This is a genomic window from Paraburkholderia sp. BCC1884, assembly GCF_900996225.1.
GTDB lineage: Bacteria > Pseudomonadota > Gammaproteobacteria > Burkholderiales > Burkholderiaceae > Paraburkholderia.
The window spans coordinates 1007017-1029712 of record NZ_CAAJGL010000068.1 but is presented as its reverse complement, the minus strand read 5'-3'; the positions used below and the strand labels follow the sequence as shown (position 1 = coordinate 1029712).

The 22696-nt window shown below is 54.2% G+C and carries 16 protein-coding genes; 9 read left to right on the top strand and 7 right to left on the bottom strand.

The window, feature by feature from the left end; translation table 11 throughout:
* Nucleotides 1-532: 532 nt before the first annotated feature.
* Both FQ705_RS11485 and FQ705_RS11480 read right to left on the bottom strand, forming a co-directional pair.
* Nucleotides 533-1993 carry a catalase gene (locus FQ705_RS11485; RefSeq protein WP_144140842.1) on the bottom strand — a complete coding sequence of 487 codons (1461 nt, stop codon included), beginning with the start codon at nucleotides 1991-1993 and terminating at the stop codon, nucleotides 533-535.
* Nucleotides 1994-2137: 144 nt separating this feature from the next.
* Entirely contained in the window at nucleotides 2138-2587 is a 450-nt protein-coding gene (locus FQ705_RS11480) for a hypothetical protein (protein WP_144140840.1), read from the bottom strand.
* A gap of 930 nt (nucleotides 2588-3517) precedes the next feature.
* On the opposite strand from FQ705_RS11480, the gene FQ705_RS11475 reads away from it, so the two are divergent.
* Together FQ705_RS11475 and FQ705_RS34955 are read left to right on the top strand one after the other, a co-directional pair.
* Complete coding sequence (locus tag FQ705_RS11475; protein WP_144140838.1) at nucleotides 3518-4717, top strand: porin; 1200 nt, start codon at nucleotides 3518-3520, stop codon at nucleotides 4715-4717.
* A gap of 660 nt (nucleotides 4718-5377) precedes the next feature.
* Entirely contained in the window at nucleotides 5378-5779 is a 402-nt protein-coding gene (locus FQ705_RS34955; RefSeq protein WP_144140836.1) for a DUF3331 domain-containing protein, read from the top strand.
* Here FQ705_RS34955 and FQ705_RS34040 read toward each other — a convergent pair.
* The 3 genes from FQ705_RS34040 to FQ705_RS11460 all read right to left on the bottom strand — a co-directional run bounded on the left by FQ705_RS34040 (nucleotide 5715) and on the right by FQ705_RS11460 (nucleotide 7948).
* The gene (locus FQ705_RS34040) at nucleotides 5715-5942 is read right to left on the bottom strand and encodes a hypothetical protein (protein ID WP_186307872.1); all 228 of its coding nucleotides are present in this window, start codon (nucleotides 5940-5942) and stop codon (nucleotides 5715-5717) included. The genes FQ705_RS34955 and FQ705_RS34040 overlap by 65 nt on opposite strands.
* Before the next feature lie 916 nt (nucleotides 5943-6858).
* Nucleotides 6859-7506, bottom strand: a complete 648-nt coding sequence (locus FQ705_RS11465) for an isochorismatase family protein (RefSeq protein ID WP_144140834.1) — start codon at nucleotides 7504-7506, stop codon at nucleotides 6859-6861.
* Between the two features lie 46 nt (nucleotides 7507-7552).
* Nucleotides 7553-7948 carry a DUF302 domain-containing protein gene (locus FQ705_RS11460; protein WP_222105639.1) on the bottom strand — a complete coding sequence of 132 codons (396 nt, stop codon included), beginning with the start codon at nucleotides 7946-7948 and terminating at the stop codon, nucleotides 7553-7555.
* A 3127-nt stretch (nucleotides 7949-11075) separates the two neighbouring features.
* Here FQ705_RS11460 and FQ705_RS11455 point away from each other — a divergent pair.
* From FQ705_RS11455 to FQ705_RS11425, 7 genes are all read left to right on the top strand, one after another.
* Nucleotides 11076-11981 carry a LysR family transcriptional regulator gene (locus tag FQ705_RS11455; protein ID WP_144140832.1) on the top strand — a complete coding sequence of 302 codons (906 nt, stop codon included), beginning with the start codon at nucleotides 11076-11078 and terminating at the stop codon, nucleotides 11979-11981.
* A 112-nt stretch (nucleotides 11982-12093) separates the two neighbouring features.
* Nucleotides 12094-12906 (top strand): class II aldolase/adducin family protein, encoded by an 813-nt coding sequence (locus FQ705_RS11450; RefSeq protein WP_144140830.1) that lies wholly within the window; start codon nucleotides 12094-12096, stop codon nucleotides 12904-12906.
* 38 nt (nucleotides 12907-12944) lie between these two features.
* Complete coding sequence (locus tag FQ705_RS11445) at nucleotides 12945-14255, top strand: MFS transporter (RefSeq protein WP_260854447.1); 1311 nt, start codon at nucleotides 12945-12947, stop codon at nucleotides 14253-14255.
* A gap of 16 nt (nucleotides 14256-14271) precedes the next feature.
* Nucleotides 14272-15462 (top strand): iron-containing alcohol dehydrogenase, encoded by a 1191-nt coding sequence (locus FQ705_RS11440; RefSeq protein WP_144140828.1) that lies wholly within the window; start codon nucleotides 14272-14274, stop codon nucleotides 15460-15462.
* Between the two features lie 186 nt (nucleotides 15463-15648).
* Nucleotides 15649-15999: a LysR family transcriptional regulator gene (locus tag FQ705_RS34950; protein WP_409934713.1), complete on the top strand. Its 351-nt coding sequence runs from the start codon at nucleotides 15649-15651 to the stop codon at nucleotides 15997-15999.
* Between the two features lie 1148 nt (nucleotides 16000-17147).
* Complete coding sequence (locus tag FQ705_RS11430) at nucleotides 17148-18512, top strand: FAD-dependent oxidoreductase (protein WP_144140826.1); 1365 nt, start codon at nucleotides 17148-17150, stop codon at nucleotides 18510-18512.
* A gap of 144 nt (nucleotides 18513-18656) precedes the next feature.
* Nucleotides 18657-19928 carry an MFS transporter gene (locus tag FQ705_RS11425; protein ID WP_260854446.1) on the top strand — a complete coding sequence of 424 codons (1272 nt, stop codon included), beginning with the start codon at nucleotides 18657-18659 and terminating at the stop codon, nucleotides 19926-19928.
* Between the two features lie 313 nt (nucleotides 19929-20241).
* Here FQ705_RS11425 and FQ705_RS11420 read toward each other — a convergent pair whose 3' ends face one another.
* Together FQ705_RS11420 and FQ705_RS11415 are read right to left on the bottom strand one after the other, a co-directional pair.
* Nucleotides 20242-20421, bottom strand: coding sequence for a hypothetical protein (locus tag FQ705_RS11420; protein WP_144140824.1), 180 nt, complete (start codon nucleotides 20419-20421; stop codon nucleotides 20242-20244).
* Nucleotides 20422-20739: 318 nt separating this feature from the next.
* Nucleotides 20740-21693: a helix-turn-helix domain-containing protein gene (locus FQ705_RS11415; protein WP_186307827.1), complete on the bottom strand. Its 954-nt coding sequence runs from the start codon at nucleotides 21691-21693 to the stop codon at nucleotides 20740-20742.
* Between the last annotated feature and the right edge of the window lie 1003 nt (nucleotides 21694-22696).

Here is a 22696-nt window from a genome sequence, read left to right as displayed (position 1 = left end):
CTCTACGCTGAATTAACAATGCGCGGATCCGCCGCGCGGACCGTGATGGCGGCCCTTTATCCCGACATAACCTGAAAACATCGGCCGTCAGGCCGGAGATAAAAAGTCGACTGTAGACAACGCACCAGCACTTTCGTGTTCTCCAAGGAGAAATCTGGGTGTGCCCATCTGAAGAAACCAACCGTATCGGCACATGACACTCATTACTCGAGTCCTTCGCTTCAGACTGAAAGACAGACGCGCAAGGTTGTTGCAGAAGCTTGCGCGTGAGGTCATCGTCACTTCCGCGCCCTCAGGTCCGCATGTACAGATATGTGCACCATTAAGCTAACGGTATCAGTATTTTGCGAAAAAAGCGGTCCAGCGATCGTTCCCGCGTCATTTGCGCTGAACTGCTCCGACGCTTTTTTCGCCTTACCGCCGACAGTCTCATTCCCGCGCCTCCCGGCAATGCAAGACACGCCACCGGCGGCTAGTGCTCACTTCCCGCCGGCGACGCATTTCCGGAGGCCTATTCACATGCCCCCAAAAACTATGTCGGTTTAGCTTCTGAATCATGGATGCGCCGGATGGCCTCGGCGACACCCTCGCCATACGCGGGGTCGGCCTTGGCACAGTGCGCGATGTGCAACTGCTGGACCGGCTCAGTCGTACCGATCAATGCACGAGCCGTATTGTCAAAAAGACGTTGTCGCTCATCACGGTCCATCAGCCGGAAGAGATTGCCTGGTTGCGAGAAGTTGTCGTGGTCGGCATGATGATCCCATCGGTCAGCCACACCTTCTATCAATAGCGGTGGTTCGCTGAAGTCGGGCTGATCAAGCCATTCCCCCGTCGTATTTGGGTTGTAACTGGTCTTGCCGCCGGCATTGCCATCTGCTCGCCCTATACCATCCCGATGGTAGCTGTTGACATACGCGGCCTTGCGAGGAGCATTGACTGGAATTTGCCAATAATTTACAGACAGGCGGTAGCGTTGCGTGTCTGTATAGGAAAACAGTCGTGCCTGTAGCATCTTGTCAGGTGAAAAGCTAATTCCCGGCACAATGGTCGAAGGCGAAAACGCGGCTTGCTCAACGTCCTGGAAGAAATTCTCTGGATTGCGATTCAGTTCCATGACACCGACCTCAATCAAGGGATAGTCGTTCTTCGGCCAAACCTTAGTCAGGTCAAATGGATTGAGATGGTAATCGGCCGCCTCACTCTCCGACATGATCTGCACGAACATTTTCCATTGCGGATAGTCACCCCGTTCAATGGCGTTATACAGATCACGCTGGTTCGATTCGCGGTCCTTCGACACGACGCTCTCCGCTTCCGCGTCTGTGATATTCCGGATACCCTGTTGGGTGTGAAGGTGAAATTTCACCCAGAAACGTTCTCTGCCTTCATTCAGGAAACTGTAGGTGTGACTGCCAAATCCGTGCATGTGGCGGAAGGAATACGGGATGCCTCGATCACTCATCGTGATGGTCACCTGATGCAGCGACTCAGGGATTTGCGTCCAATAGTCCCACTGGTTCTGCGCGCTACGCATACCCGTCCTGGGATCGCGTTTGATCGCGTGGTTCAGGTCCGGAAATTTCAAAGGGTCCCGGTGGAAAAACACAGGTGTGTTGTTGCCTACAAGATCCCAGTTTCCTTCTTCAGTATAGAATTTCATTGCAAAGCCACGGATATCCCGCTCTGCATCAGCGGCACCGCGTTCTCCCGCTACGGTGGAAAATCGGGCGAACATTTCCGTTTGCTTTCCGATTTCCGAAAACATCTTTGCCTTCGTAAATCTCGTAATGTCATGCGTCACTGTGAATGTTCCAAATGCCCCAGCACCCTTCGCATGCATGCGCCGCTCGGGAATGACTTCGCGATCGAAGTGTGCCAGCTTTTCAAGCAGCCATACATCCTGTAACAGTGCGGGCCCGCGCGGACCAGCCGTCTGGATATTCTGGTTGTCAGGCACCGGAGCACCAAATGCCGTTGTCAATTTCTTCATATCGATCTCAAAAAAATTTTGTCTGAATGATCGGAGCGATGTCCTCACTCTATCCACGATAGCCAAATCGATTTCGAACCGATTTTGCTCGCTGAACATGCTTGTCTTGAAAGAAGTTGGTTAAGTCGAACTCTCGGCCCTGACTCATCCGCCGGTCGGGCCACGCGGTTGCCTCCATTGGCCAATTACGTTTGGCAAAAAGCTCAAGATGATGCTGATCTTCGCGGCGACTTCCAACATACATAGACCAAATACCCATACCGAGAATTGGTAGACTGCGTGTAACGATGGCGCCACCGCCACTACGCCGAAGCCACAGACAAGAACAAGCAGGATTTCTGCCAACAGAACACAACGCGCGGCTAGAACCACGACAAGAAGAAGGATCACTTTAGATACGAGCAACGCAACCCGCGAGTAGTCTTCACCGGCCAACCAAAATTCGAACGGCGCCTCCAAGATCGACACGCCGACCAAAAAAAACATAGAGAAACTTCTAAACAGAATAAGCCAACGTCCGCGCGGAGGACTTTTTCGATCGACAGTAGGAAAAGCATCCAGCACCGGCTCCTCGGCAAACGCTGCTTGAGGCATGGTGGATCTCCAATGCAATTTCAATCGTTAGTACTTCATTGACATCTGCGCTTAGATAGCATGACTCGAGATCGTTGACTTGCAGTTGGCCAGCTCACAACAAGGTTATACATATTCATCTGCGGTCCTTTTTCAGAAGCAACGAAATTTTCACGCAAAAACTCTGTCGCAGGGAACAACGGGTGCTAACAACCTAGCCTCCTGAAAAAATTTGGGGCGGTGGAGAATCCGCGTGGCGAGTTGAACTTCGCAACGGTAAGAGCTATGTCTAGTTGACGTGCCAAGGATCGTGCACCATACCCCTCGCGCCAGCAACTCACACGCGAACCCCGGTTACTTTGCTAGAAGCTCGAGGGCAAGACGGTCACACAGCACGGGAACACAGATAGGCACAATTTCGATTTGCTTTAAGAAATCAGAAACATTGGGCTTCGCAGTTCGCGGTGGACTGACGCCCCTAGCAGCAGGCTCCGAGATCTTAGGCCGTCTCTGAAGAAACATGTCCGAATTCTTTGGGTCGCGTAAGCCTTCCCAGGCTATTCCAATCACCGTCGATCATGTTGTAGCCAACTGGCGTGTTCTCGGTTTTTGGCTCTATGACTGGCGTCATTATAAAAAACAACCGTGGCTATAAGATACGCACGATTACAAAGCACGCGACAGGTGTCGCAGCACTGAGACTCAAGCTTTTCGAGAAAATTACCAATCTTCCGTTGCGTGCCTGCAACGAGGTTCAACCGTCAAAAGATGCGCTCTTTATCGCCGAGCCCCGCGCGAGTTGGGTTCCCAAGACGTGTACGTTTTGTGACAGGTCTAACTGCGAGAAAGCACTCCGGGCGATTCTGCGGCATATTGCACGCGCGGATCTTTTATACATGGCCTCATGTGATGGTCTGTTCCTTAGTCAAACTTAATAACGGAGGAAATCAAATGAAATACCGGACTCTTGCTGCCGCTACTGCCGTGTTGGTCGCCACCGCGGCACACGCGCAAAGCAGCGTCTCGCTTTATGGTTTGATCGATACTGGCATCGCGTATAGCAGCAACGCCCGACTGAACGCCGCCAAACCATCAACCGGCGGTGGTACACAATGGCAAGAGCTCGCAGGCACCATCAATACCCCGCGTTGGGGCCTGCGTGGCACTGAAGACCTCGGTGGCGGCTTTCGCGCCGTTTTCTTACTGGAAAGTGGGTTCAATTCTACGAACGGTACGCTGAAAAACGGCGGCGACCTGTTCGGCCGCCAAGCGTGGGTTGGAATAAGTTCGACACAATATGGCACATTGACGATGGGCCGACAGTACGATTTCATGGTCACTTACCTAGCCCCACTCGGCTCAACGGGTTCGGGTTTTGGCGGTAACCTTGCGCAACATCCGTACGATAACGACAATCTGAACAACAACATGCGGTTGAATAATTCCGTCAAGTTCAGTAGTGCGCCGTTCCACGGAGTGACAGTAGGTGCGATGTACGCTTTTTCGAATGAAGCTGGAGACATCTCAAACAACGCAGCGTACAGCGCCGGGGTGACTTATACGGTGGGCCCTGTTAACCTAGCAGCGGCCTACCTCCAGATCAATCGCAATCCAAACTCACCGAATGCCACGGGCGCTGCCAGCACGGGCGACGGTGACGCGTTAACCGCAGGCGGGATGCAGAGAACATACGGGGTTGGTGCACAGTACATGTTTGGCAAGTCGTCCGTTGGCCTTGTCTGGACCCATTCCTCAACTGCGAGCGTGACCGCCCTGTCACTTGGTGGCAGCCTGAGCAACGGCGCCCTGCCGGGCCCGTCAAACGGAGCTGGCAACTATATCAAGTTCGACAACTTTGAAATCAACGGTCGCTACTTCTTGCGACGAGACCTGAGTTTGGGTGCCGCTTATACCTACACAATGGCAAGCTTCTCTTCGGCGTCTTCCCGCGCCAATCCGCACTGGAATCAGGGTATGGTGCAGGCCGACTATCTGCTCTCGTCCAGGACGGATATCTACCTTGAGGGTGTGTATCAGCGCGTTGGAGGCGGTAATGGCATCGCTGCCTTCGACGCGGGAGTTTTCACACTCACACCGTCATCGGACAATAAACAGGCCGTAGTGTCGGTAGGTCTCAAACACCGGTTCTAACCGCAAGAGGGGCTACGCTCAACCGCGGCTTAGCCCCTCCAATGCTGGTCTCAGGGCGGTTGTCTTGGTGCCGCCTTATACAGGCTGCCGCGCTCATATAAGACTTACCACCTCGTATTTCTCGCCGCCCCGCGGTTCTCGAAACCGCAAGTCCTAATCTAATTTGTCAGCCGTCGTCCGCCTTCGTCCAGTTAGCGAGACGACGGCAACGCGTCGTATAGTTGAATTGAGATATTGCAGTGATCTTGTGCAAGACAACAGGGACGCTCTATATGACACTGTCTATAAGCGAGTTCTGCCCTTCATCGGTCGCCAACGGTGAGGGCTGCGATCAAACGCCATGAGATATTGCAGCCCCCTAAGGTTTTCAAATCGCAACCTAACCGAATGAACTTGACGACTTTGCTGTGGGGTAGCCAAGGCTCTGCAAAGCGCGGCTACCCTGTAGAGAATTGCTGCATAGACGCACGTTCCAATGCGGCAATGAAACGCTTGAAAGTACATGGATATGGTTTTGTGTGGCCGAGCGAGAACGTCGCGGCTGCAACCGGCGTCCGCATCGACTGGATTCGGATCGTTCCGTGTCCTCACTTGCAAACCTGCGTCCGAACTTGAATACCCATTGCAACGGCTAATCATCAATCGTCCACAGGAGTTCTCATGCAAGATGTTATGCAAATCATCGATCCCTGGTCTCGGACAGTGGACCTGCTGACCGCGCCCCCTTCTCATCGCGCCGACGAACACGAAGATACGGATTTGCAGCTACAGAGTAATTTCAAATCACCTTGTCTCTCGGAAAACACGATAGTCAACCTGCTTGATGAACCGACTGAGACATCGGTCACAGTTTCATGGCACGATTCAACAGTGTGTAACTACGGCGAGCAGGTTTGGCGCACCGGACACGCAAGGGGTCCAGGAGTTTGCGCGCTGAGCAGGGCGCAAATCAAACGTGGCGATCCTATTTATCAGCCGACGGGCCGCCCGAGGCCAATCAATGCGGGAGCCATGATTCTAAAATCTGCTGTAGTGGAATGGCGTTCCTGCTACCTCGAATAACCATGCTCGGTTCGACCGACAAGGTGCCATCCAGCGGACCTCGTTGTTCGATCACAATAGCGTTGAACATTCTGGCAGAGATGCCATGCTCCCGGCAGAGCGCGGTCTTTTGCGACTTCGCCTTGCCGCCGCGATCTGCGATGCGCTCGTACAGCACGGCCATCCGCGCAAGCACCTAGGAGTCGCGAGCTGCGAGATTCAGCCGCGTCTGGGTGGTCGACAGCATCAGGCCGTCAACGCGTTGCCGTTCTTGCGGCGGCGCGGGCCGCACAGCCGGAATAAGAATACCGTGAGGATCTCAACGGGGTTTTCGGTGAGTAGTTGCTCACGGCTAACATCCAGGACGACAATTTCAACGCGGAAGAAGTCGCAGTGCGAAAGAGCAGTTCACTGCCAAAGCGAAGCACCCGGACCTCCAGCACGAACCGCGTTACACGACTTCGCAGGATATCCTGGAGCGGCGGCTGCGGACCCCTCTTGCGGTAGTTCAGACAACTGCCCAAGTCGGTCACCGCTTCGATGTCAGTATATCCGGCCTGGTAGATTTTTTTGCAATCGTGTGGCTTGCGTGTGGAACCGCGCCGCCTCGTCATGTGATGAGACCCATGCGCAAAAGACGGTCTTACCTGACGCAGGTCGTGCAAGGCCCGGCAACGCGCGCACGTCATCGGGCCCGTATCGACGATAGCCCACCCAGCGTCCGGCAAGTCGGTAGAAGCCAGCGCCGGCGGCGTAACGGAGCCACCACGACGCCCAAGTGAGCTGGCACCTCACCAATCTATACAGGTCTCATCCACGTCTCTGAACGCTAAAAAAGACGTGTTGCAACCTTTAGCCCCAGTGATCAGATTTGCCCAATTTCTCAGGCAACCGTTCGAAACCCTTAGCGGCTCAAAGACTCGCAGACTTATTGCGTCCACTCAGTGAGTGCATTTATACCCTCTTGTAACGATCAAAAATACCAAAGCATATGTTTCGCACACTAATCCGTCTTACGTCTGGGCCGCCCCCCACAAGATGTAGGCTTTCCTCCCACATTCCGACTAAATCCGATCGACTATGTAGTTCCCGCGACCTCCTTAGTTCATGGCCACCAGGACTTCGTCTGTAGTCAGCACCGCATGCGCAAGAAAATGATAATTCGTCACGGCAGCTTTGTAACCATCACCCCATTCGGGATGACGCGGCCCTGCAACCGCATCTTTAATTACCGAAATTTCGAAACCCTGCTCCAGCAGTTCGCGAAGATGCGACTCGACGCAAAGATTGGCGATCATTCCGCCTAGAAGGATTTTTTCCACCCGACGCTTACGCAACTGGAGCACCAGATCATTCGTTTGGGGACCGAAAACTTTGTGTGGGCTCACCACGATGGTTTTCCCGTCTTCAATGTAGGGCTTAAACCGGTCAAGCCAGTCTGCCCCCGAATCCCTGAAGCCTGTAAGGTCCAATGCTCCCTTCCTCGCAAACGAATGATTGTCAAATTCACTTTGCTCGACGGGCCCGTTCATCTTCCATGTCACATCAGTCGGATAGAAGTAATGCGGAGAGATGTAGACTGGGTAATCGCGCTCCTTCGCCGCTTTAAAGATACGCTCCATGTTCTCAACGGTATGGTTTTCCATAACGCTCGCGCCGACAGCCTCCCAGTTGGCACCGCGGTCACTCAGTACATCGTTTTGAGGATCGATAAAAACGATCGCGGTGTTCAATTTACTCAGATTCATTGACTCTCTCCCAAAAAAGAAAATTGCGGTCCTCAGGAAGCTCCGCTCATCCACCCCGCACAGCACGCTCGACGAGCTTCGCCGCACCACCAACGACCATGTCTGCCAACGCTTCCGTACATCCGTAGCGTTCCGACAAAATTTCGGGACGCAGCATTTTGACTGTCGCCCCATTTCCACCACACGAGATCACCAGAACTTTGAGAGGGAGGTCAAATGCTGAAATCGGGTTAGCTTGCATCAGCGGTGTGCCAACACGCGGGTTACCGAAGAGGATTTCTACCAACGGATCCATCGTCAGTCCAGCTGACCGGGCGTACTGCTGTTGATCAATTACGGCGAAAACCGTCACACCCGCTTCGGTAAGAAATTTTTCTATTTTCTTCGCTGTGGTGTGGACTTCATCTTCCACATTCCATGTGAGCAACTTTTCAACGTGCATGGCATCTCTTCCTTTGATATAGCATCGTCCGCGACAGACAAACATCAAGACCGCAAGTAACTCCCCGTTCACTCCCACATCCAGATCCTGTTCCTCTGTACACCCATTTTTATGTCCCGGTGCGGCGTGTGATGGAACATTCGCTTGTATAACACGGCGCGGCCGCTCGAATCGCCGGATCTTATGGCCACTAAGGCTCACTCAAGGGCAACTGATAAATCGCGTCTTTGAGCGAGCAACGCTAGTACCAATCGACCGGTCTCCGTCAATTGAACTCGGCGATTCCCTCCAGTAGATTGTTCAAATATAACTAGATTGCGCTCCAACAGAGCGCCGAACTCCATTCGCTCTAGTTCAATCTGGCCAGGCGAGCAGTGGACCAGCATCAAGGTCGAAAATTCGTGTGGACTAAGCATCTCTCGTTTTCAAACCAAAAAACATTTATCTCAACATACTGTCCGTCTACCAGAGATATCAGACCCTAAACCGACTGACAGATCTTCTGAGCCGACACTCGACAGGTGACATGATTTGCTTTACACGGTACCGCCATCAAACTCATCCCTTCGCACTCTGAGATGAAACGGTACCGCAGGCTTCCCGACCCTATCCTGAACGCAGGGCAAGATACGCATTCTGCGAGTCCGCTAACCAAACGTAAGATGTTTCTCTACTAGCGATATACTTTTCCTGATGACTTGCCGGCGGTCCGATAATTCAGCAAGCGATGAGGGTAAACTGCTTACCGGCCACTTTCTCCGTGAGCATGCAGTTTGCCGATGTAGTAACTGTGACGGTTTTCGTCACATCGCATACCCTCCCGCTCTACGCGTTATGGAAAATTAGGCCGACATACCCACATCTGCTTTTCCTAGGTCGCCAAAGGCGTTAATACCTGCATGGATGCACTTTGGATATCTGGGCATCATCCGCCAGTTGCAACTCCCCGGTCGCACATGCGCGGCCGAAATCGTTTGTATCTGCGCCGCTGCTCCACGCTTTGGTTTTCGGCTTAAACATACTGTTGTCCGCCACGACAATGCCTTATGATCTTCCCGCGTGCACGCGCACAAGCAGAAAGTGAGCAGCGAATAGTCATCAAATGGCCTCTACATGGCTCCTTGCCGGACCCCAATGCTCATTAACGCAAACTTGGTGCTCAATCTAGTCCGGGTGTCGCGCATCGCCAAGGCACCGAAGATCGGTTTCGTCGCACCGCGACACGGCATCGCGTCAACTACAAAGTTCTCACGTTGGAGATTGGCGGACACTCATAAAATAACTATGCTTTCAAAACCGCACGACATGCGTCACTGCCCGCGACGAGTTGTCAACCTGCGGAGAAGTCGAAGATTGATTTCGATCGCCTCGTGGCGGCGTGCGATCGCACCATCCAGAGGGCACAGTCCGCTAAAGCTTGCCGGAGAACTACGAAGCGAATGCTGATTTGCACCTGCTGCCAATCTACGCCGCAATCGATACACGACGCCTCGAACGATGATCCACTCTGAATCATTGCGCCTCAAGCGGTCGCCGGCTTCGACACGTATTCCGAAGGACTTCGTTGCCCGTCGGACTCAGTTGCGCCGTCGCTTGTCCCATTCCCGCGCATCCGACATGCGTCTGATAGCACAGCCTTGAACTGCCCGGACGCGACCTCCTGGCGAAGCGGCGCTGAGCGCATCGAGCGGACCGAGAGTCGTGACCGCGGTACACTGCACGTCGAACAATAGGCGCCGCGCCAGTCAATGAGACATTTGAATAGCCTGATGGAACTCGGGCCCATGCGTCGCACTCACCGCTCGACTTCCGGAAGACGGAAACTCCCCGCAGAAATAAGACGACGCGCCAATGCGCTTCCGTCTGCATCCAATCCAACTCGCTTTATCGCCAGTCGGATTTGAAAATATAGATCTTTTTCTAAAAATCGATGCGCATTGATCCAGCAAAATTCCCAGGAATTTCAGTCGGAAATTCATCTTGACCTCTTGTCCGGACCTCCCTTTATCGCCCGAGAAGCACGCGCGATCATCCGCTTGACTGGCTGTGATGAACTGACAATATGGCTCCTACGGACGCGAATTCGAACGCCGCGGAAACGATGGCAAAGGCGGCCGAACTCGCGCCTTGGCTGCACCACGTATATCTAGACGAATGCTCGCCAAGCCCCTGATTTATAGACTCTCCGCTTCCACCGGAAACGGTAATTCGCCTCGAAGCAATGGAAAATTATTTGATTGAGACGCTCACGGTCGATCACAGTCGAGCGGCTTCCTCCACGATTTGACAGATGTAGTGCGGGAGATTTCGCAGGGCTATAAAATCATGGGCGCAACGCTCTCATGGCGACTCCTCCGTGAGTTCCGCGAAGAAACGCTGTCGGACTGCCCTTGCCGCCCGTTGGCAACGTATGTGGATTGTGGATAGCACAATCGATACCTCGCCATTCGACGCACATTCAGCGCGTGCTGAAACTCGAGTCACCAATGGAATCGGTGAACAAATCGCTCATGTTTTTTTCTGACGCTTCCGCAATTGGCTTTCAGTAATATTAAATATCTATTTAATTCATGATCTTAAGGAGCCTTTGCATTCTCACGTCGGGAAACGGCACCCACGAAAGGCAAACCACGCATGCAAACCTGAACAAGACATGACCGAAAAATCGCGTACCGGACTGATAGGCCCGAGAATAATATGTGTTGGAATCAACTAACCGAACGGGTCGTGGCATTCGCAACTCGTAAAGTCGAGGCGCGAATCTGGCTCGCAGCCCTGTCGCACCGGGACTTCTTCTGAAAGTTAGCCTACGCAGGACTCTCACATTCCACCAGCAAAGGGGCGTTGCCGAATGCCCATAGTCCTGAGGCGGAGCTATATATGCCGGCTAAAACAACTGCCGGGCATCGGCTGGAGAACAGACAAATACCTTCGTTGCCCGGCGGGAATCGTCTGCCACTTTGCCCGGAACCACGGTGCGCCACACGTGGGAGCGGCTTCTCGGTCCTGAGTCACTTTCAACGATATGATCGACCCTACGGTTTTGAAGCTAAGCCAGAGGCTGGCACGGACTGCCGCGGACCTGCCTTACTCATGCCCCCTGTAGTCAACTATATTTCGGATCACAATGCTTAGCCTTAGACATATCGAAATCTTCCATGCGGTGATGCGCACAGGCTCTATCACTGCGGCAGCTGAGTCGCTTAACGTCACTCAGCCCGCAGTCAGCACCGTACTGAAACACTTCGAAAACAGGCTTCACATGCAGCTTTTCGATCGAGTCAACGGTCGACTACGCCCGACGCCTGAAGCTGAAGCGCTCCTGCCAGATGTCACAGAGATATTCAACCGTTTAGAGGCAGTTGAGCGACTCTCACGGGACCTCGCTGGCGGGCTCCGTGGGACTTTGTCCCTTGCCGCGACCTCACCTCTTGCGAATGGACTGGTTGCACAGGCAGTTGCAAGTTTCTGCAAAGCAAGACCGGACGCACGAGTGGCGCTGCAATCGCTCAGTTCGCCAGTCGTGCTTGAGCGCGTCGTCAACCGGGAAGTCGACTTGGGCGTAGCCTACGAACCGATCATTCGCGCAGAAGTCGAAACTGAGGTCATCTCACACGGCAGCATTGCTTGCGTCCTACCCGAATCACATCCGATCGCGGAAAAGAGCGTCATTGCACCGTCGGATCTGCTGCCATATCCAATCATTACGTACCTTCCGCAGGCACTTCTAAGACCTTACGTCGACAAAGCCATGAGCGACGCAGGCGTGGCGCTTAACGTCACCATTGAGGTGGCTTTATCGGTGACCGCTATTATGCTTGCATCAAATGGAGCAGGGATTGCGCTCGTCGAACCCGACCTGCTCCACGCGATGCGCCTGCCTGGAATCACGAGCCGACCGCTTGTCCCGCGTGTCAGTTTCAAGGCGCTGCTAATCCGTAACCGCTCCGCTTCGAGGTCCAGACTTGTCAACGAATTTGTAGATCATCTACGTTTGATGACGACGCAACCGCCGTTGGAAAAGGCGTTATAGGAGACACGCTGAGACATTAATTGCATTTATAGCCCGCCGCGATTTCTTTATTGGCGGGCTTGCCGTGCCCTCCTTTAGACTTAACGTCAATTCGTTGACGTGAGAGTCCGCCATGCAGCAAAAAGTAGAGCACAGCACTGTCTATCGTCCCAAACAAGATGGGTTGTATTTCCCGCAATATCCGACGTTCGCGACGTTCGATGAAGAGCGGTTGCATCGCAAACAGCGATTGGCGGCCGTTTGCCGCGTGTTTGCAAAATTCCGCTACGAATACGGTTTTGCGGGACATGTGACGGTTCGTGACCCTGAGCACACGAACCTTTACTGGACGAATCCGTTCGCCATGGACTTCGGCCGCGTTCGAGTATCCGATCTGCTTCTAGTGGATCACGAAGGTACCGTAGTAGAGGGTACGTGGGCAGTCAACCGTGCTGGCTTTGTCCTTCATTCAGCAATCCATGAGGCCAATCCGCACATCGTCGCATCATGTCATGCACATACCACCAATGGCATGGCGTGGGCAGCGTTGGGCCGGCCACTCGATCCCATCACGCAGACAGCGTGCGGATTCTACGAGGATCACGTAGTTATTACGGAAGAAGCCGGGGCGGTCGTCGTTGACAAGGATGCCGGCTCGGCGGTCGCTGCGGCATTCGGCGACAACAAGGCCGCCATCCATCAAAACCACGGGTTGTTCTCCGCAGGCCGCGAAAGCGTCGACGAAGCTGCGTGGTGGTTTATCGCCTTGGAACGTGCTTGTGAGATTCAGATCAAGGCGGAATCCACTGGCTCGCCTCTCAAAATGATCGGTCGCGAAGCATCAATCCATTCACGCAACCACTTAGCGACTCCATTCATGGCCTGGCTTCATTTCCAGCCGATCTACGACGCCATCGCGCGCGAACAGCCTGATCTGTTCGACTAATAAGACGGCGTACAACAAAGACAAACATCGGAGACATCTTGACAAATACTGCAATGGACGCTTCCGTCCCAGAAGACCCGCCGCATGTGACGACAGACTATGTGCCGCGGTCTCGATGGTTGAGGATGGGGACGCTGATTTTTCTCGCGTACCTCGGCTGCTATGTAGATCGTAGCAATATCAGCGTTGCTGCGCCCGATATGGTGCGCGATTTCGGGATGTCCGGCGTTGTCACCGGCTTCCTGCTTGCCGCTTTTTTCTGGGGCTATGTAGTAATGCAGATACCGGGGGGCTGGCTTGCCAATCGCTTCGGCCCAAAGTGGGTGATTGTAACAAGCCTGTCCATAGTGGGCGTGACCGGTATCGCATCTGGCCTTGCAACCACCTACGATCATATCGTCGCTATACGTTTCATCATGGGCGTCGCGGAGGGAGTCATCTGGCCCAGCTTCGCGACTATCATCATGCGGTGGTTTCCCAGCACAGAACGCAGTCGCGCAGTCAATCTCGCACAATACGTTTTACCACTTTCATCGGCATTGATGGCGCCTATTGCGGGAGCTCTGATCCATCTCTCCGACTGGCGCATGATGTTCGTGGTCCAAGGTATTCCCGTTCTTATCCTAGCGCTAGCTTGGGCCTGGTTCGGTAGCAGCGCACCCGAGTACGATCGCCGAGTCTCGAAAGATGAGAAGGACATGATACTCGCGAACCGCGATGTGGAAACTGGCGATGCTGCCCCTTTCTCAAGCGTTCTGCGCCGCCCGCTGATTTTGGGCCTTGGCGCGGCCTATTTCTTGTGGTTGACGGGCCTATATGGATTTGGACTTTGGCTGCCGGTGCTCATCAAGCAACTTTCGGCCGCTGGCATCGGGAACGTTTCAGTCCTGACGGCCATTCCGTTTGCGTTCGCCGCGCTCGGCCTGTATTTCAACACGCGCTGGTCCGGGCGCGCCGGCCACGCCCGCCAATGGCACTTCATCGTGCCGCTTCTGATCGGGGGGATCGCTATTCTTCTTGAGCCGGCCGCGAGCGGCAATTTGCTCGCGTCGATGGCCATGCTCGTGATCACTGGGATCTGCCTTTATTCAGGCATCGGCATCTGGTGGTCGTGGACACTAAGTCTCGTGCCACGCAACCAGATTGGGTCATCGGCGGGACTTGTCAATTTCATTGGAAACTGGGGTGGCGCAGTCGGCCCGATCCTCGTGGGTTGGGCAGCACGAGGGGGCGCCGCCAGTAGCGGTCTCTACGTCGTGGGCTATGCGCTTCTTGCTTCGGCAGCACTCAACGCCGCTTTGTGGCTAGCCTCGGCCCGCAATCGGCCAGCGATGGCAGCGCGCACCTAACCTACCAGCAACGAATATGACTTACAGCACAACGTTCAGCTTCCGGATACCAACGGTAATCGAGTATGGAGCTGGGCGCCTGAAAACACTCCCTGCCCTCGTCCAGACGCTGGGCGGTTGCAGGATCCTAGTTGTCGGCGACCCGGGAATCAAAGCCGCAGGCATCATGGATCGCGTGATGGACACACTTGGCAATGCCGATATTCAAGCGTGGGAGTTCACCGATGTGAAAAGCGACCCTGCGGTGCAGTCTGTCACGCATGGCATTGCAAAAGCGCGCAGCTTGCAATGCGATCTCGTCGTAGGAGTCGGCGGTGGCAGCGCGCTTGACACATCAAAAGCCATCGGTCTGATGCTTGGCAACACTGGCACCATTAAGGATTATGTGGGCATAGATAAGGTGCCGAATGCCGGCGCCCCGGTCATCGCGATTCCTACAACCGCCGGCACCGGCAGCGAACTAACTATCTGGTCCGTACTGTCTGACACCGAGTCGGATGCGAAGATCTCCATCGGAAGCGTGTTCAATTGCCCGCGGATTGGTTTGCTCGACCCAGAGCTTACCGTTAGCATGCCCGCTCACGTGACCGCGGCAACAGGCATGGACGCTCTAACTCACGCAGTGGAATCCTGTGTGTGCAAAGCAAACCAGCCCATCACAGAAGCACTCACACATAAAGCTATTTTCCTGATTGCAAAATCGCTGCGCAACGCTGTCGCCGATGGTCAGCATATCGCTGCGCGCGGCGATATGCTGCTCGCCAGTGCAATGGCAGGCATTGCGTTTAATGCAACACGGCTCGGACTCGTACATGCCTTTGCGTTGCCCTTGGGCAACAAGTTCGGCATAGCTCATGGGCTGGCAAATGCCATCATGCTTCCTTCGGTGATGGCATATAACGCTTCACATAATATCGCAGGCTACGCCGCTGTCGCGGAGTTGCTCAACGACGGCGAGAAGTGGAAAAAACCCATTGATGCGGCGCGTTACGCGGCGCACGCAGTGGCAACGCTGCGCCGCGACGTAGGTATCACGCGAACGCTCTCCGATTTCGGCGTCACCGAACGAGACTTCGACGAGATTATCGACGAGGCTATGAAGTCGGGTAACGTTCTCGTCAACCCGCGCTTTCCGAGTCGCGAGGACATGGCAGCGTTGTTGCGCCATGGCATGCACGGCACCGTAGAAGACGTGCAACGCAACTAAGGTCACCGTCCACGAGTTTCGGCGCATAGGGCGCACGTTGCACCGTTCTCGCCGGGTAACCCGATCGTGCACCTAGAGTGGCCTGCGCCCATCGGCACATGCGGCATAACTGACAAAGAATAACGACAAGCAAGGAGTTCAGACGCTGGTATAGGATATTGTTATCGGCCAGAGCACAATTGATCGATTCAAATTGCTACGCTGCTCCGATACATCCGGTACTTCTTAGCCGTTGTCGAACACCGGAACTTCACTCGTGCCGCTGAGGCGCTGAACGTTTCTCAGCCAACCGACGCAGGGGCAGCGTATGCGAGCTACGCGCACCAAGCGCTCAAGCCGCTAGACGCCGGAAAGCAAGCTATATACGACGTAGCAGAGCTAAATCGTGGTTCCATGCGCATTGCGGTTACACCCACGTTCTCGGCATACCTTATCGTCCCTCCGCTGCAAAAATACGACCCCGACTATCCCAATACCAGCGGCTGGGTTCTCGAAATGCCGCAGGACCGTATGGAAGCATATGCTAAGTCAGGATGACCTCGATACAGACATCGCTTTCAATGAAACCAACCATTCTTAAATAGAAGTGATTTAACTATTAATCGAATTTTTCGCCATGATTGTCAGCAAATCGCATCAATGCGCAAAAAGGAGAATGCACTCACGAAAACGGAGTTTGGGAACGAAGTTCTTGTCCTGTTCAACGAGACGTTTGCAACGCGTCTTATATAAATCGCTACTACCGCCAGAACGAACTCTCTCCGCACATCACGATGGAAACGAACTCGATCAGGATTATCATGCGACCTTATACACCGTTCCCCTACCTTCGCCACGTTGCTCCCCGCCGCTAGCGCACGCAATGACAACAGACTGTGCCTGACTAATCTCCATCCAACGCTGCCCGATCGGACAGCGGTATTGCTCTTGCGTAAAGGTGGATATAGAAGCGGCAACGTAGGCGTTCATCAAACTCGTGATTGAGCATTGCGGCGCTGACTTCAACGGCTGCCGTCAGCCGCTTTCAAAGGCTCGTAGGTTGCAAAACCAGGAATTGAGTTGACTGCTTTGAAACGTCGTCCCGCCCTCTCATTCGACAGGTGTGTCAAAATTAGCAAGGCAAATTTTGTAGCGCAGAGCAGCTGCAGGAAACGCAAACGTCGATGTGATCGCTTGAATGCGGATTTGCCCAAGATCAGATCTCTAGCTCCACTCCTCAAGCAAGAAAACGGTGCCACTCTAGCGTTCGAGCCACCGACTACCATCTTCCCGTTCCAATCCGAAAACTCAGGTATTTTTTGATGACTGTCCACGCCGAGGCGTGTCAAGGTTCCAAAGAGCTTCAGGTCGCCAAACGAAGGATCTGAGTGAAGGGGTGATGATTCAACGTGTTGGGGCACTCCCCCAATGCAGAGAAGACATGTACGTTCAGTGGCGTGAACTGTCGCGGAAGCAGAAACGCGCGGCTGTGAGCAGCCCGTCGGCAAAGAGGTCGTGGTTGAGTGCAGCCAAGATAGATAAGTGGGCGCTCAACTGCTCGTCTGTGCCGAGCAAATTGGATTGATCGTTTTTGTTGACGTGACCATCGTAGCGCTAAAACCGTCCGATTCGGGGCACCGGTATCGAGTCGCCTCAACCACGGCGCGGCCATTGCTTCCCTGTCAGACTTAACGTGGAGTTGTAAAGTGAGCGAAATCAAAAAATACGAGTATCTCTTTCTTGGAGGAGGGAAAGGTGGAAAATCCCTCGCAATGGATCTGGCACGTGCCGGAAAGCGCGTTGCGGTGATTGAACGCGGCATGATTGGCGGGTCCTGTATCAACGTCGCTTGCATCCCCAGCAAGACCCTCATTCAGAACGCAAGGGTTGCCAATGTGCTACGAAGCGACGGGAATCATCCTTTCGCCAAAGCAGACGCGGCCAAGGTTAGAGCGAACATACAGGCAGTCGTGGACGGTATGATTGAAAGCAATCTCAGCGCTTTCAAAAAGTCGGGCCTGGAACTGGTGATGGGTACTGGGCGCTTCGTCGGTCCAAGACAGATTCACGTGCGCCTAAACGATGGTGGCGAGCAGTTGTTCGAGGGCGAAAATGTCTACATCAACACAGGCACGGTGGCCACTATCCCCGACGTTCCCGGGCTACGCGAAGCTAGCCCCCTTACCCACGTTGAAGCGCTAAAACTTGATGTGCTGCCGCAGAAACTGATTGTGCTGGGCGGGGGCTATATTGGCCTCGAAATGGCCCAAGCCTTTCGGCGGCTAGGGAGCGAAGTCACTCTCGTGCATGATGGGTCACGAGTGGCTATGCGCGAAGACGAGGATGTGAGCTTGGAAATCGAAAGGGCGTTGAAGGCTGATGGCATAGAGCTGAAGTTGGCAGCCAGGCCCGTGAAAGTTCAGGGACAGTCGGGATCAAAGGTGACGATGAACCTGGAAGATGGCACGCAGGTCGAAGGTACCCATCTGCTCGTGGCAACTGGACGGAAGCCACTGACTGACGAGATTGGGCTCGACCTCGCGGGTGTTGAATGTGACGCACGCGGCTTCATCAAGGTGGATGACAAACTTGCGACATCAGCCCGGCGGACGTGGGCAATAGGCGAAGTCGCGGGAACCGCGATGTTTACACACGCTTCGTTTGACGATTACCGGATATTGAAAGCCGGGATTGAGGGACGCCCCGCAAGCGTTGCTGCTCGAACGATACCGTACGCCCTCTTTATAGACCCCGAATTGGGCAGGATCGGTCTGAACGAAACAGAAGCAAAGGCTCGCCACTTGCCCGTTCGTGTTGCGAGATTGCCTATGGCTGCTGTCCCGCGCGCGCGCACCAATGGGGACACGCAAGGGTTCATGAAGGCGCTGATCAATCCAGAGACCGATAAGATCGTCGGCTTTACGATGCTGGGCAGCAACGCCGGCGAAGTAATGAGCGTAGTCCAGATGGCAATGCTCGGTGACCTGCCCTATACCGCTGTCCGAGACGCAATCATCGCCCATCCGTTGTTATCGGAAGGGCTCAACCTGTTGTTTGCCACACTGGCTTGATTCCCGCGCCCGCCGCTAGTCGATCCTTAGACACGCGTACCCTGCCGTGCCCGCTCCCTCGAACCGACTACGAGGGGCGTGGACTAAGTCGGGCTATACGTCGGCACTCGCACAGCAAATTTCTTCCGTCTGCGAGGAACACTAATGGCCACATTCAGCTTATTCCGTTTATTCGGAGATTCAAACGCGATGCCTAATCAAAACAACGAAGTGGATGCAGGCGACCGGGAGCGCCTGCTTCGTGTCCTCGCAGGCGCCACATTCATCATCTTCTTCCAGGCTTACATGGTTGCGCCGATTCTTCCGGCCCTTTCCCAAGCCTTCGAAACCCCAGAGCGGACGGTTGGACTAGTTGTGCCAGCCTATCTGATTCCATACGGCATGGCGACGCTTATCTATGGCCTGCTTGCAGACCGGCTGGGTATTCATCGGGTTATGTTTGTATCGATGGCTGCATTTTCAGTCCTTACCGCGTTGACCGCTAGTTCAACACAAGTCGCACAGTTAGCGATGTGGCGCATCGCTACCGGAATTGGCGCTGGAGGTGTGGTTCCACTCGCGCTAGTTCTCGTGGGCCGCCTGTTTCCGTATGAGGAGCGGGGACGGCCGCTAGGTTGGCTCTTCGGCGCCATGGCCGGTGGCATGGCATTCGGCTCGCCGCTAGGTGCGCTGCTGACTCCGGTATTTGGCTGGCGAGGGCTCTTCCTTGGTGTTGGAGCGGCAGGAATAGGCGTGCTCCTCCTGTTGCTCACTTACCGCCGCGCCATTGCAGCAGCGACTCAACCAATGAACATGCACCTAGGCGACGTGCTACGTGGTTACAAGGATTTGTTTGCAACGCGACGCGCGCGACGCACATACGGATACGTCCTGATCAACTCAATGTTTCACTCGGGCGTTTTCACATGGCTGGCTAGTTATCTCGAACGCCGCTACCACCTATCACCGGCGCACGTTGGACTCGCCCTGTTAGGCTATGGCGTTCCCGGCTTTTTGCTTGGCCCGGTTATCGGACGCCTAGCCGATCGTTGGGGTCGTGCACGCCTGATTCCTTTGGGGCTGCTGCTGAGCGCTGCGTCTGCGGCAGCGCTTGTCACGCCATTCCCGGTCCTGGTCGCGCCGATTATCGCGATGACGCTGTCCTTGGGTTATGACATGACTCAACCGCTCTTTGGCGGGATTGTCACGTCGCTCGGTGGCAAGAGACCTGGACAGGCAATGGGTATGAACGTTTTCACACTGTTCGTTGGATTTGGGCTCGGAAGCCTCGCTTTCGGCGCGATGCTGCAGTACGGATTCGGGATCAGTTTGGGTATCTTTTCGGCAATCGAGCTAGTCGCGGCCGTCTGTTCCTTGCGACTTTTCCAATCGGAATCCCCAAAGGGCATTGGTATCCGCCCACCAGCTACTCCGTAAGTTCACACTACCTGGACGGCGCCCGCAAGCGGGAAGATGAAGGCATCTGTGCCACAGAGCCGCTGGATACGGCGACCTGTTGGTTCGCTCGTGACTGGATTTCGCACAGAATCACGAGCTTTCATCGGCGCCCGTTGAAGAGTACATCGGCATCACCATGGCAAGGCGGGATGCACGATGGTCGCGAATACACGTTTGGTGAAGTAAGTGCCCAACGCAGGCCGAGGTCCGTTCGGGAGCAATACGGTGAGGATCTCGACGAGGTTTTCAGTCAGTTTCTGTTCTCGCGAGACAGCCGCTGCCGCATCGAGTATCACGACCTCAACATGGAAAAAGCACAAATGCGAAACAGCCGCTCGCTACCGAAGCGAAGCAGCCAGTCCTTTGTGACCAGCACGCGAGCCCGCGCAATATCCTCGAGCAGCCGCTGCAGACGCTTCTTCCGGTCGTTCAGACCACTGCCCGGGTCGGTCACCGACTCGATGTCTGTCAAATCAGCGTCGCGATACTATTTTTCCAGTCGCGTGGCCTGCGTCTGGAACAGCGTCGACTGCCATGTGACGAGACCCGTGCGTAACAGCCCCTCTTTCCTGAGGCAAGCCGGGCAATAAGCCGTCCCTGACGATGTCGGCTGCGCAACGTGGCAACCGAAACCCAGTTAGGTCGCCATCCCGTCAATTGATGCGAGTCTCATCCACGCCTCTGAAAAGCTTAGAAAGACGTATGGTGCCTTTTTTCAGCCTCAACGATAAGGTTTGCACAACATCTCAGGCAACTGTTCGAAACCCGTCAGAAGCTGATTCCCGCGCAATCAAGCTGCAGTCCTGTTCTGAGCTCTCCAGTGCGTTGGCGTGATTCCAGTTAACTTGCGAAACACCACTGTAAAGTGTGACTGAGATCCAAATCCGACGTCAAACGCAACGTCCTGAATTGATAGGTTTTGGTCAAGCAATAGGTCCTTCGCCTTTTCGACACGCTTCTGGAGTAAAAACAAATGTGGCGTTGTACCGGTGGCGCGCTTGAACTGCGAGGCGAAATGCATTCTACTCAGCCCCGCCTGTCCTGCCATATCCGCCAACGAGATCTTCTTGCACATATTGCCGTCGATAAACTCCAAGACCCGTCGTTGTCGCCAGATCGGAAGGCTCCCTGAGCTGATTTGGGGTTGCTTCAAGCAGTCTTTGTTGAGGCTAATCACTTTAACCAGAAGAGCCAGCGATAGGCTCTCCGACCAGATTGCCTCGCACATGTCGGACGACTGTTGTGAGTCAAACAGGATTCTACCGAGCGCGCCGATTGATGGATTGACCGAAAAATTCGGATCCTGCAAACCGAAATTTGATGAACAATTTTTCGTACCGATCAGATCGAAGGTCTCTTCCAGCAATCCCCGCGATACGAATAGATGGAGCGCCTCGTTTGGCGATGAAAACGAACACTTGATGTCGGTTTCCGGGGCGGTTATCTGAATCGCACCGAAGTCAGCGGTACCGCGATAAATTCGCTGGCCGCCTTTATGACATTCCAGAAAAGTCCTCTTCAAGAGGACATCAATGCAAAAGTGATCCGCATATATAGGCGCATTCTGTTCGACGCCAATAACCCTTTCGCGCCAATGTCCGATCACCAACTTTGTCTCGCGTTTATCCCGGATATCCCGGTGAAGTTCGTCGGAATGTCGCCATCTTCTTTCCCGCTCTACCGTGATCGAGCCGTTTGCGTCGGCCATGTTGAACGTGCTTTGGATGGAGTTGCGCTTTGTCATGGTTACCTCACGCGGAGCATTGGCAATGCGGAGCATAGCGGTAGTACCAATTGCCGGTCCATGTACAGCAAATCGGAATTTTTGTAGAACACAGCGTACGGGAAGGTCCGCGGACATCGGGCTCCACATCCCCCTATCACGCTTCGGCGACGCCGAAGTAAACTTCGGAAGTGGTCAAACCCTCAACCCTTACAAGCATGAAAACTGGGGTAGATAAGTTATGAGGGCGTCGCACTAGCGAAAGTCCGCTCTAAAGGAAAAGCGTTGGCGCGCTGGACAGTCGAAACCATCTGCCAAATCGGCCTGGCATCACTTTGGCGAGGAAGAAGCTCAGTCAACCCTGTTGTCCGGCTGCACGGTTGCTACAGCGCGGATAACACCTCATAAGCTTGAGTTATGGCGCGTGTCGAATTGCTTATTGGCGCGCAGGTGAGACTCCACGTAGACTGAAACCGCAGAAGTTACCTTTGGAAAGATATCCCCCGCAGTATTGCACGCGAAGACATGGTTCTTCGTTTGAGGAGGTAGATCCTAGTTGCTGCGTATCACATCAATACAATCCGCCAATTGTATGGACGCACATGATGTTACTCAAATACAGACCACGCAGCAAGAAGCCTGAGGTCGAAACAAACGCGGTTGATGCACCTTCTGTCAGATTTCGCGGTCGAGCAAACCAATTCACTCTGTGATGCGCCATCCGGACCGCAACACAACCGTCGCACTGAGAGCGTCGTCGGGTGATAGGGATCACGGCAATCTGAAAACGCCGATGCCACTTGAGAAAGATCTGTCGGAAAGCTTTCACTGCTGCATATCGCACTTGCCCAACGGCTATTCGCGAGAATCCAAGAAAGTCTAATAACGGAGGCATATCTTACTGCCCCGGTCATTTCAGCCACCGTGGTGGAGATCATTGTTGTCACTACATAACTACTGCCAAATCTGAATCTTAATACAAGAAAGCATGGGATTAAAAAGAACGGAAATACTCCATGTCAAT

What these genes read in the sequence shown, in the direction of transcription:
- FQ705_RS11485 (WP_144140842.1), bottom strand. Translation starts at nt 1,993, where the DNA reads ATGAAGAAATTGACAACGGCATTTGGTGCTCCGGTGCCTGACAACCAG.
- FQ705_RS11480 (WP_144140840.1), bottom strand. Translation starts at nt 2,587, where the DNA reads ATGCCTCAAGCAGCGTTTGCCGAGGAGCCGGTGCTGGATGCTTTTCCT.
- FQ705_RS11475 (WP_144140838.1), top strand. Translation starts at nt 3,518, where the DNA reads ATGAAATACCGGACTCTTGCTGCCGCTACTGCCGTGTTGGTCGCCACC.
- FQ705_RS34955 (WP_144140836.1), top strand. Translation starts at nt 5,378, where the DNA reads ATGCAAGATGTTATGCAAATCATCGATCCCTGGTCTCGGACAGTGGAC.
- FQ705_RS34040 (WP_186307872.1), bottom strand. Translation starts at nt 5,942, where the DNA reads ATGGCCGTGCTGTACGAGCGCATCGCAGATCGCGGCGGCAAGGCGAAG.
- FQ705_RS11465 (WP_144140834.1), bottom strand. Translation starts at nt 7,506, where the DNA reads ATGAATCTGAGTAAATTGAACACCGCGATCGTTTTTATCGATCCTCAA.
- FQ705_RS11460 (WP_222105639.1), bottom strand. Translation starts at nt 7,948, where the DNA reads ATGCACGTTGAAAAGTTGCTCACATGGAATGTGGAAGATGAAGTCCAC.
- FQ705_RS11455 (WP_144140832.1), top strand. Translation starts at nt 11,076, where the DNA reads ATGCTTAGCCTTAGACATATCGAAATCTTCCATGCGGTGATGCGCACA.
- FQ705_RS11450 (WP_144140830.1), top strand. Translation starts at nt 12,094, where the DNA reads ATGCAGCAAAAAGTAGAGCACAGCACTGTCTATCGTCCCAAACAAGAT.
- FQ705_RS11440 (WP_144140828.1), top strand. Translation starts at nt 14,272, where the DNA reads ATGACTTACAGCACAACGTTCAGCTTCCGGATACCAACGGTAATCGAG.
- FQ705_RS11425 (WP_260854446.1), top strand. Translation starts at nt 18,657, where the DNA reads ATGGCCACATTCAGCTTATTCCGTTTATTCGGAGATTCAAACGCGATG.
- FQ705_RS11415 (WP_186307827.1), bottom strand. Translation starts at nt 21,693, where the DNA reads ATGACAAAGCGCAACTCCATCCAAAGCACGTTCAACATGGCCGACGCA.